This window comes from Pseudomonas sp. 18.1.10, assembly GCF_024655625.1.
Lineage (GTDB): Bacteria > Pseudomonadota > Gammaproteobacteria > Pseudomonadales > Pseudomonadaceae > Aquipseudomonas.
In genome coordinates this window covers 12,631-23,651 of sequence record NZ_JANLGL010000085.1, presented here as the reverse complement: position 1 = coordinate 23,651, position 11,021 = coordinate 12,631, and the positions used below count along the sequence as shown (strand labels likewise).

Sequence of the window (11,021 nt, the reverse complement as noted above, 5' to 3'; positions counted from 1 at the left end):
TAGCGGTGGTTCAGTCAACAACTATGTTGAATGTGCCACCGCTATCGCAGGCAAGCCAGCTCCCACATTTGATTTCAGTGATTGTTAGACCGCGTCTCTCGGCAACATCAGACCCAACGGCAAACGCACCCGCGCCTCCAGGCCCCCGCCTTCCCGGTTGCGCAGCTCAACATTGCCGCCATGCATCGAGGCAATCCGCCGCACAATTGCCAGCCCAAGGCCAGTGCCTTTGCCACCCCGGGCACGGTCGCCACGGGTGAACGGGTTGAAGATGCCTTCCAGCTCCGCCGGGTCGATCCCGGTGCCACGGTCCATCACACTCAGCACCACGTAGGGCGCAGCACTGTCGCCGGACACGTACGCCGCCACTTCCACATCGGAACCCGCGTGATGCAAGGCGTTGCCGATCAGGTTGTTCAGCAGGCGCTTCATCGACACCCGACGCAATGCAAACGGCTGGATCGGCTCCAGGCGCATACGCACCTGTTCGCCATTCTGGTTGTAGGGCGCCACCACCTCACGCACCAGGTCCGTCAGGTCCACTTCCTCTACCACTTCGTCACGGCCATCACGGATAAACGCCAGGAACTGGTCGAGGATCGCGTCCATGTCCTCGATATCACGGACCATGTCATCGGTGAGGTCGTTATGGTTGCCCATCAACTCCAATGACAGCCGCAAGCGCGTCAACGGTGTGCGCAGGTCATGGGACACCCCCGCCAGCATCAGCTCGCGTTCGCGCCCGGCCTGTTCAACGTCCTCCGCCATCTGGTTGAAGGCGCCGTACACCTCGGTCATCTCGCTGGGCGTGTCGCTGACCGGCAGGCGCACACTGCGCCCCTGGCCCAGTTGGCGGGCGGCAAACACCAGGCGTTTGAGCGGTTGGTTGAGCTGGCGCACGAAAATCCACGCGGACGCGGTAGAAAGCAAGCCAATGGCCAGGAACCAGCCCAGCACGTTCCAGATCTTCTGCCCTCGCAACGGGTGCGGGTACAGCGGCACTTTCAGCCAATCCTCACCCAGGCTCGGCGCGCGCACCCACAACGCCGGCGACACATGCATGCGCAGGCGCACCTCGGTGTCTTCACCCAGTTCGGCCTGCATCTGGCGCTGGTAGATCTCGCTGTAGGGCCAATGCTGCTCGCCCTCGGGCACACCGGCGCCGGCGACGCGCACCAGGGTGGCGGCCTTGGCGATCTTCTCGCGGTTCTCAGGGTCGGCGGCCCAGTAGGCGCGCAGCGTCAGGGCGACGCCGTGACTGTATTGTCGATCCACCAGCACGTCTTCGTTCATCAATAGATAAACCAGCGTGAGTGCCTTGGAAAACAGAACGACGATCAGCACCAGCCAAAGGGTGCGGGAGAAAAAGCTTTGCGGGAACCACAGCGGGGTTTTCATAGAAGACAGCTAGACACCTTGCAGGAATGAGCGGCGCTCGCAGAATTGCAGACGCCGGGCATCCCGTCGACCCTCACGGAGCCGAACCCATGGATGCCCGTTCCTGCAAATCTTCGGTCACTTGGTTGCAGTGCCATCCGGCACAAACACGTAACCCACGCCCCACACGGTCTGGATATACCGTGGCTTGGACGGGTCCGGCTCGATCATCCGGCGCAGACGGGAAATCTGCACGTCGATGGAGCGCTCCAGGGCATCCCACTCCCGGCCACGGGCCAGGTTCATCAGCTTGTCGCGGGTCAGCGGCTGGCGGGCGTTCATGACCAACGCCTTGAGCACGGCGAATTCGCCCGTGGTCAGCATGTGCACTTCGTCGCCACGCTTGAGCTCACGGGTTGCCAGCGACAGCTCGTAGTCGCCAAACGTGACGCTTTCGTCTTCGCTGCCCGGTGCGCCTGGAACCGGCGGTGCCTGGCGACGCAATACGGCCTTGACCCGCGCCATCAGCTCGTCCGGGTTGAACGGCTTGGCCAGGTAGTCATCCGCGCCCAGCTCCAGGCCCTTGATGCGGCTCAGCTCATCGCCTTTGGCGGTCAGCATGATGATGGGAATCTGGTTGTTCGCGCTGCGCAGGCGCTTGCAGGCGGTCAGGCCGTCTTCGCCGGGCAGCATCAGGTCGAGTACGACCAGGTTGAATACTTCACGCCCCAGCAGACGATCCATCTGCTCGGTGTTCGGCACCGCGCGGGCACGGTAGCCCTTGGAGTTGAAGAACCGCTCCAGCAGGCTGCTCAGCCCCGGATCGTCGTCAACGATGAGAATTTTTTCGCCTTCAGCAGTTTGTGCAGTGCTGCTCATTGGATGCTCCTCTTATCTCGGCGCGCATTATGGCGTAGCTGCCGTTATACGCACCGTGTGCATTGTTAGCAGATTTTTCCTCTACTGCCAGCGAACCCGCGCCCTACAACCTTTGGCACAGTCCCCCCAAGGGCAGAACGCTGGTTATAATGCGGCGCCTTCGTGCAGGGCAACGTCAGATCGTTACCGTTTACTGCCGGGCTTTTTTTACCCGCTTGTCGTGATTTTTTCGATTTCGAGGGTCAATAGGCTGCCTCTTGACCCAGGCAGCGGCGCCAGTCGGGCCGCTCAACCAGCCGCGCAAGGCCTTGTTTTACGGGCCTGCGGGCTGCTTTCAGAATTTCAGGTGGTTTTATGGACAGCATCAACAGCCGCATCGCCGAGGAACTCGGTGTACGCCCGCAACAGGTCGAAGCGGCCGTCGCTCTACTGGATGAGGGCTCCACGGTGCCCTTCATCGCCCGTTACCGTAAAGAAGTGACCGGCAGCCTCGACGACATCCAACTGCGTCACCTGGAAGAGCGCCTGCGCTACCTGCGAGAACTCGACGAACGGCGCATCAGCATCCTCGCCAGCATCGAAGAGCAGGGCAAGCTGACCCCGCAACTTGAACGCGACATCAAGCTCGCCGACACCAAGACCCGCCTCGAAGACCTCTACCTGCCGTACAAGCAGAAGCGCCGCACCAAGGGCCAGATCGCCCTCGAAGCCGGCCTCGGCGAGCTGGCCGACGGCCTGTTCAACGACCCGTCGCTGACCCCGGACACCGAAGCCGCGCGCTTCATCGACGCCGAAAAAGGTGTCGCCGACGTCAAGGCCGCCCTCGAAGGTGCCAAGTACATCCTCATGGAGCGCTTCGCCGAAGACGCCAGCCTGCTGGAAAAACTGCGCACGTTCCTGAAGCAAGAGTCCATCCTCAGCGCCCGTGTGATCGCCGGCAAAGAGGAAGAAGGCGCCAAGTTCCGCGATTACTTCGAACACGACGAACCGCTCAAAAGCATGCCGTCCCACCGTGCGCTGGCCATTTTCCGTGGGCGTAACGAAGGTATTCTCAGCTCCGCGCTGAAAGTCGGCGACGAGCTGCCGGGCACCATGCACCCGTGCGAAGGCATGATCGGTCAACAATTCGGCATCCAGAATCAGAATCGTCCTGCGGATAAGTGGCTCGGTGAAGTGGTGCGCTGGACCTGGAAGGTCAAGCTCTACACCCACCTCGAAACCGACCTGCTCGGCGAGCTGCGCGACGGCGCCGAAACCGAGGCGATCAACGTCTTCGCCCACAACCTGCACGACCTGCTGCTGGCCGCACCGGCCGGCCCGCGCGCCACCCTGGGCCTCGACCCGGGCCTGCGTACCGGCTGCAAGGTGGCGGTGGTCGACTCCACCGGCAAGCTGCTGGACCACGCCACCGTGTACCCGCACGTGCCACACAACAAGTGGGACCAGACCCTGGCGATCCTCGCCGCCCTGTGCGCCAAGCACTCGGTGGACCTGATCGCCATCGGCAACGGCACCGCCAGCCGCGAGACCGACAAGCTGGCCGCTGAACTAATCAAGAAATACCCCGCCATGAAGATGACCAAAGTCATGGTCTCCGAGGCCGGCGCATCGGTGTACTCGGCGTCGGAGCTGGCCTCCAAGGAATTTCCGGACCTCGACGTGTCGATCCGTGGCGCGGTGTCCATCGCCCGCCGCCTGCAGGACCCGCTGGCCGAGCTGGTGAAGATCGACCCGAAATCCATCGGCGTCGGCCAGTACCAGCACGACGTGTCGCAGCTGAAACTGGCGCGCGGCCTGGATGCGGTAGTGGAAGACTGCGTGAACAAGGTCGGCGTGGATGTAAACACGGCCTCCGTCGCGCTACTGGCACGTATCTCCGGCCTGAATAGCACCCTGGCGCAGAACATCGTCACCCACCGTGACGAGAACGGCGCCTTCAAAACCCGTGCAGCGCTGAAAAAAGTCGCACGCCTCGGTGAAAAAACCTTCGAACAAGCCGCAGGTTTCCTACGCGTGATGAACGGCGACAACCCGCTGGATTCGTCCGCCGTCCACCCGGAAGCCTACCCGCTGGTGCAACGCATCGCCGCCGAGACCGACCGCGACATCCGCTCGCTGATCGGCGACGCCGCGTTCCTCAAGCGCCTGGACCCGAAGAAGTACACCGATGAAACCTTCGGCGTACCGACCATCACCGACATCCTGCAAGAGCTGGAAAAACCTGGCCGCGACCCGCGTCCCGAGTTCAAGACCGCCGAGTTCCAGGACGGCGTCGAAGACCTCAAGGACCTGGAGCTGGGCATGATCCTCGAAGGCGTGGTGACCAACGTGACCAACTTCGGCGCGTTTGTGGATATCGGCGTGCATCAGGACGGTTTGGTGCATATCTCTGCGCTTTCGGAGAAATTCATCAAGGACCCGCGCGAAGCGGTGAAAGCCGGTGACGTGGTCAAGGTCAAGGTCATGGAAGTCGATATCCCGCGCAAACGCGTCGGCCTGTCGATGCGCATGAGCGACACCCCCGGCGAGAAAATCGACGGTGCCCGTGGCGCCCGCCCAGGCTCGGCGCCGCGCCAGTCGCAGAACCGCTCGGAAAACACCGCGCCGCGCAAGGAAACCGCGACCGCCGCGCCAAGCAACAACGCCATGGCCTCGCTGTTCGCCAACGCCAAGCAGTTGAAGAAACGCTGATGGAGATCCCGGCAGGCTTGACCCAGAGCGCATTCAGCGAACTGATCGGCTGCCGCCTGCAACGCCTTGAAGAAGGCGTTGCCGAGGTGGCCCTGAGCCTGGAGCCGCACCTGCGCAATCGCGCGGGCAAGCTCCATGGCGGGGCGATTTTCAGCCTGGTGGACATCACGATGGGGCTGGCCTGTTCCAGCACCCATGGTTTCGACCAGCAGAGCGCGACCATCGAATGCAAGATCAACTACATTCGCGCCGTCGAAGACGGTGATGTGCTGTGCACCGGCCGGGTGATTCACGCCGGTCGACGCACCCTGGTGGTCGAGGCGGATGTGTACCAGGACGACAAACTGGTCGCAAAAGCACAAGGCACCTTCGCTGTCCTATAGCTCCCCACCCTCGATTTGAGTTAATTTCGGCGCTGCACTAAACAGCGTCGGAATTTTCTTGCTGCGCTATAGCCAAATTCATGGAGTGAAGTCGGCTTTTTCAGAGCGGGTCAAATCGACTCTAGACCAGGCGATCACGCCAGTTTTAACTTCACCCTTGTAGACCGTCCTGCCCACCCCCATATTGGGGCGACTGACGCGTGAAGGAATCCAACTTGAGCGAACTTCTCAACCGCCGCCTGGCTTTGCTCGGCAAGCGCGAACACCTCTCCCTGCTAGAGCAGTGCTTGCACGGCATCGAGCGCGAATGCCTGCGCGTCACCGGCGAAGGCCGCCTGGCACAAACGCCGCACCCCGAAGCCCTGGGCGCCGCGTTGACCCACGAACAGATCACCACCGACTACTCGGAATCGTTGCTGGAGTTCATCACCCCAGCGCTGCCAGACCCGGCCGATACCCTGAGCAGCCTGGACAAGATCCATCGCTTTGCCTACACCAAGCTCGGCAGCGAATACCTGTGGAGCCCCTCGATGCCGTGCCCGTTGCCGGCCGAGGAAGACATTCCGATTGCCTACTACGGCACGTCCAATATCGGGCAGCTCAAGTACGTGTACCGCAAGGGCCTGGCCCTGCGGTACGGCAAGACCATGCAGTGCATCGCCGGCATCCACTACAACTTTTCCCTGCCGGAACAGTTGTGGCCGTTGCTCAAGGAGACTGAAGGATTTGTCGGCACCGACCGCGATTACCAGTCCACGGCCTACATCGCACTGATCCGCAATTTCCGCCGCTACAGCTGGCTGCTGATGTACCTGTTTGGTGCTTCGCCGGCCCTGGACGCCGGTTTCCTGCGCGGTCGCTCACACCAGCTTGAAGTACTCGACGCCGACACCCTGTACCTGCCGTACGCCACCAGCCTGCGCATGAGCGACCTGGGTTACCAGAGCAATGCCCAGGCCGGCCTCACGCCGTGCTACAACGATTTGAGCAGCTACACCGATAGCCTGCGCGAAGCGGTGGCAACGCCCTACGCGCCGTACGTCGAAATCGGTACGCACAAGGACGGTGAGTGGGTGCAGCTCAACACCAACATCCTGCAGATCGAAAACGAGTACTACTCCAACATCCGCCCGAAACGCGTGACCTACACCGGCGAGCGGCCGATCCAGGCGCTGATGGCCCGAGGCATCCAGTACATCGAAGTGCGCTGCCTGGACATCAACCCGTTCCTGCCGATGGGCATCGACCTGCCGGAGTCGCGTTTCCTCGACGCCTTCCTGCTGTACTGCGCGCTGAACGACAGCCCACTGTTCGCCAGCAACGAGTGCGGCAACGCCACGTCCAACTTCCTCAGCGTGGTCAAGGAAGGTCGCCGTCCGGGCCTGCAATTGCAGCGCGACGGCGCGCCTGTGGGCATGAAGGAATGGGCCACCGAGCTGCTGGAGAAGATCGCCCCGCTGGCCGCCCTGCTCGATGAGAGCCACGGCATCAACGAACACAGCCAGGCGCTGGACGCCCAGCTGGCGAAGGTCCAGGACCCGTCCCTGACCCCGTCGGCCCAGGTGTTGGCGGCGATGGCCGAACGTAAGGAGAGCTTTGCGCAGTTCTCCCTGCACCAGAGCCAGCTGCATGCCGAGCACTTCCGTAGCGAGCCATTGCCAGCCGAAGAGCAGGCGCACTTTGAAGAGCTGGCACGCAAGTCGCTGGCACAGCAGGCGGAGCTGGAGCAGAACGAAGTGGGTGATTTTGATGTGTTCGTCGGTTCCTACCAGGCGAGCATTTTGGCGATCAGCAACTAAAGGTCGCACACAAAACTCTGTGGGAGCGGGCTTGTGTGGGAGCAAGCCCGCTCCCACATTTGGCCGGTGCCCACTCAGCATTCTCCTAATAAGCTAATTCGAAAATGTTATTTATTTTCGAGTTCTTAGATCATTTAGTCTCCTCACACGCCGACCCTCGGCCGCCTGATTGAGGAGCTTCCCCTTGAAACTACTAACCCCTCTGCGCCTCCTGGCCGCATTGTCCCTGGCCGGTGCCAGCCTGTTTGCCCAGGCGGCGGATGTGACCATCGCGTACCAGACCACCGTAGACCCGGCCAAAGTCGCCCAGGCCGATGGCGCGTACGAAAAAGCCACCAACGCCAAGATCGACTGGCGCAAATTCGACAATGGCGCCGACATCATCGCCGCCATCGCCTCCGGCGACGTGCAGATCGGCTACCTCGGTTCCAGCCCGCTGACCGCGGCCATCACCCGCAAAGTGCCGGTGGAAACCTTCCTCGTTGCCACCCAGATTGGCGGCGCCGAAGCCCTGGTGGCGCGCAATGGTTCGGGGATCAACAGCCCGCAGGACCTGATCGGCAAGAAAATCGCCGTGCCCTTCGTGTCCACCGGCCACTACAGCCTGCTGGCCGCGCTGAAGCACTGGAACATCGACCCGGCGAAAGTGACCATCCTCAACCTCGCGCCACCGGCGATCATCGCTGCCTGGAAGCGTGGTGATATCGACGCCACCTACGTCTGGGACCCCGCCCTGGGCGTGGCCAAGGAAAACGGCAAGGTGCTGATCACCTCCGGCGAACTGGCCAAGTTTGGCGCACCGACCTTCGATGCCTGGATCGTGCGTAAGGATTTCGCCGCCAAGCACCCGGAAATCGTCACGGCTTTCGCCAAAGTCACCCTGGATGCCTACGCCGCCTACCGCAAAGACCCACAAGCGTGGATCGCCGATAAAGGCAACGTCGACAAGCTGGTGAAACTCTCCGGCGCCAAGGCCAGCGACATCCCGCTGCTGCTGCAAGGCAACGTCTACCCGCTGGCAGCCGACCAGGTGACCCTGCTGGGCGCGCCGACCACCAAGGCCGTGACCGACACCGCCGCGTTCCTCAAGGAACAAGGCAAGGTTGACGCCGTGCTGCCGGACTACGCCCCTTACGTCAGCGCCAAGTTCATTACCAACTGATCGGGAGTCCATCGCGATGGCCTTGCTACAACTGGAGCGCATCAGCGCACAGTACCCAGGCGCCACAGAACCGGTACTGTCTGACATCTCAATCGACCTGGGGCCCCAGCAATTGCTGGTGGCCCTCGGCCCGTCCGGCAGTGGCAAGACTTCGCTGTTGAACCTGATTGCCGGCTTTGTCGAACCCTCTGCCGGGCGCATCACCCTCGATGGCGTGCCGGTCAAAGGCCCCAGCGCCGAACGCGGCGTGGTGTTCCAGGACGACGCCCTGCTGCCCTGGCAGGACGTGCTGGCCAACGTCGGCTTCGGCCTGGAGCTGGCCGGCGTGCCCAAGGCGCAACGTGAAGTGCGCGCCCGGGAAATGCTTGCGCTGGTGGACCTCGCCGGTTTCGACAGCCGTCGTATCTGGCAGCTGTCCGGTGGCCAGAAACAACGCGTCGGCCTCGCCCGTGCGCTGGCCGCCGACCCCCGCGTATTGCTGATGGACGAACCCTTCGGCGCCCTCGATGCGTTCACCCGCGAACAGATGCAGGAGTTGCTCCTGCAAGTCTGGCGGCGCACGGCCAAGCCGGTGTTCCTGATTACCCACGACATCGAAGAGGCGGTGTTCCTCGCCACCGACTTGATCCTCCTGGCCCCCAACCCAGGGCAGATCGTCGAACGCCTGCGCCTGGACTTCGGCCAGCGCTACGCCGCCGGTGAGTCGGCGCGGGCGATCAAGTCCGACCCGCGCTTTATCGAAACCCGCGAACACGTGCTGGGCAAAGTGTTCTCCCAACGGCAGGTGTCCCCATGAGCAGCTACGAAATCCCCGCCGTCGCTGAGCCGGCAGCACATGCGGTTATCCCGCTGCGTCGCAGTTTGAGCACGCGCTGGATCAGCGTGCTGACGCTGGTCGCGCTGTTGGCCATCTGGTGGGCCGTGACTGCCACCGGCCTGATCGAACCGCTGTTCCTGCCGCCGCCGTCCGCCGTGCTGCAAAAGGGCTGGCTGCTGGCGACCACGGGTTATATGGATTCCACCTTGTGGCAGCACCTGGGCGCGAGCCTCAGCCGCATCGGCCTGGGCCTCGGCTTCGCGGTGCTGACCGCCGTGCCGGTGGGGATTGCCATCGGTGCCAACCGTATCGCCCGGGGCATTCTCGACCCGTTGATCGAGTTCTACCGGCCGATTCCGCCGCTGGCCTACCTGCCGTTGATCGTGATCTGGTGCGGCATTGGCGAGCTGTCCAAGGTGCTGCTGATCTACCTGGCGATCTTTGCGCCGATCGCCATCGCCACCGCGACCGGCGTGCGCACCGTTGACCCGGCCAAGTTGCGCGCGGCGCAGTCGCTGGGGGCAACTCGCGCCCAGTTGATTCGCCATGTGATTTTGCCGAGCGCCCTGCCCGATATCCTCACCGGCGTGCGCATTGGTTTGGGGGTGGGCTGGTCCACGTTGGTCGCTGCCGAATTGATCGCCGCCACCAGCGGCCTGGGCTTTATGGTGCAGTCGGCGGCGCAGTTCCTCGTCACCGACGTGGTGGTGCTGGGCATCCTGGTGATCGCCCTGATCGCCTTCGCCATGGAAATGGGCTTGCGTGCCCTGCAGCGTAAATTAGTGCCGTGGCATGGCCAGGCACATTGAGTGAGAACCGCATGAGCAGCCTGACCGTTACCCCCTTGAGCATCGCCCTCGGCGCCGAGATCCGTGGCGTCGATATCACCCAGCCGCTGAACCTCGAACAGCGCGACGCCATCGAACAGGCGTTGCTCGCCCACTCGGTGCTGTTCTTCCGCGACCAGGCCATCAACCCGCAGCAACAGGCGCGGTTCGCGGCGAATTTCGGCGACCTGCATATTCACCCGATCTACCCCAACGTGCCGGAACAGCCCGAAGTGCTGATCCTCGACACCGCCGTCACCGACGTGCGCGACAACGCCGTGTGGCACACCGACGTGACCTTCCTGCCCACCCCGGCGCTCGGCGCGGTGCTTAGCGCCAAGCTGTTGCCGGCGTTTGGCGGCGACACGTTGTGGGCCAGCGGGATTGCGGCGTATGAGGCGCTGTCGGCGCCGTTGCAGCGCTTGCTCGATGGGTTGACGGCGACACACGACTTCACCAAATCCTTCCCGCTGGAGCGCTTTGGCAACAGCGCCGAAGACCTGGCGCGTTGGGAAGAAACCCGCAGGAAGAACCCGCCGCTGTCCCACCCAGTGGTGCGCACGCATCCGGTGAGCGGGCGCAAATCGTTGTTTGTCAGCGAAGGGTTCACCACCCGGATCAATGAACTTGAACCAGCGGAAAGCGAGGCGATTCTCAAGCTGCTGTTCGCCCACGCCACGCGGCCGGAATTCACCATCCGCTGGCGCTGGCAGGAAAACGACGTAGCGTTCTGGGACAACCGCGTGACCCAGCATTACGCGGTGGATGACTACCGGCCGCAGCGGCGGGTGATGCACCGGGCGACGATTTTGGGCGACGTCCCCTTCTAAAGCCTGGCGACGTTCAAATGTGGGGGCTGGCTTGCCTGCGAAAGCGGTAGGTCAGACAACACTTCAGCGACCGACCCACCGCCATCGCGGGCAAGCCCGCTCCCACACTGATCGGGTCGCGCCAAAAATATCGGCCACACTGAAGATCAAACTGTGGGAGCTGGCTTGCCTGCGATAGCGGTGGACCAGACAACACTTCATCGACCGACCCACCGCCATCGCGGGCAAGCCCGCTCCCACACTGATCGGGTCGCGC

At 62.9% G+C, this 11,021-nt stretch carries 9 protein-coding genes; 7 read left to right on the top strand and 2 right to left on the bottom strand.

Annotated elements, in window-relative coordinates:
- Window positions 1–84 precede the first annotated feature (84 nt).
- Both NUV89_RS16030 and ompR read right to left on the bottom strand, forming a co-directional pair.
- Window positions 85–1,398: an ATP-binding protein gene (locus NUV89_RS16030; RefSeq protein WP_017737551.1), complete on the bottom strand. Its 1,314-nt coding sequence runs from the start codon at window positions 1,396–1,398 to the stop codon at window positions 85–87.
- A gap of 117 nt (window positions 1,399–1,515) precedes the next feature.
- On the bottom strand, window positions 1,516–2,256 hold the full coding sequence (gene ompR / locus NUV89_RS16025; protein ID WP_017737550.1) for a two-component system response regulator OmpR: 741 nt from the start codon (window positions 2,254–2,256) through the stop codon (window positions 1,516–1,518).
- 354 nt (window positions 2,257–2,610) lie between these two features.
- On the opposite strand from ompR, the gene NUV89_RS16020 reads away from it, so the two are divergent.
- The 7 genes from NUV89_RS16020 to tauD all read left to right on the top strand — a co-directional run bounded on the left by NUV89_RS16020 (window position 2,611) and on the right by tauD (window position 10,765).
- Entirely contained in the window at window positions 2,611–4,947 is a 2,337-nt protein-coding gene (locus tag NUV89_RS16020; protein WP_257782089.1) for a Tex family protein, read from the top strand.
- Complete coding sequence (locus NUV89_RS16015; RefSeq protein WP_257782088.1) at window positions 4,947–5,330, top strand: PaaI family thioesterase; 384 nt, start codon at window positions 4,947–4,949, stop codon at window positions 5,328–5,330. Before NUV89_RS16020 ends, NUV89_RS16015 begins: the two co-directional genes overlap by 1 nt.
- A gap of 215 nt (window positions 5,331–5,545) precedes the next feature.
- Window positions 5,546–7,129 (top strand): glutamate--cysteine ligase, encoded by a 1,584-nt coding sequence (gene gshA / locus NUV89_RS16010; protein ID WP_257782087.1) that lies wholly within the window; start codon window positions 5,546–5,548, stop codon window positions 7,127–7,129.
- Between the two features lie 184 nt (window positions 7,130–7,313).
- A complete protein-coding gene (gene tauA / locus NUV89_RS16005; RefSeq protein WP_257782086.1) occupies window positions 7,314–8,291 on the top strand; it encodes a taurine ABC transporter substrate-binding protein in 978 nt (325 codons plus the stop codon).
- 16 nt (window positions 8,292–8,307) lie between these two features.
- Complete coding sequence (gene tauB, locus NUV89_RS16000; protein ID WP_257782085.1) at window positions 8,308–9,087, top strand: taurine ABC transporter ATP-binding subunit; 780 nt, start codon at window positions 8,308–8,310, stop codon at window positions 9,085–9,087.
- Window positions 9,084–9,917, top strand: coding sequence for a taurine ABC transporter permease TauC (tauC, locus tag NUV89_RS15995; RefSeq protein WP_257782084.1), 834 nt, complete (start codon window positions 9,084–9,086; stop codon window positions 9,915–9,917). The genes tauB and tauC overlap by 4 nt, the downstream gene beginning before the upstream one ends.
- Window positions 9,918–9,928: 11 nt before the next feature.
- A complete protein-coding gene (gene tauD, locus NUV89_RS15990) occupies window positions 9,929–10,765 on the top strand; it encodes a taurine dioxygenase (RefSeq protein ID WP_257782083.1) in 837 nt (278 codons plus the stop codon).
- The last annotated feature ends 256 nt before the right edge of the window (window positions 10,766–11,021 follow it).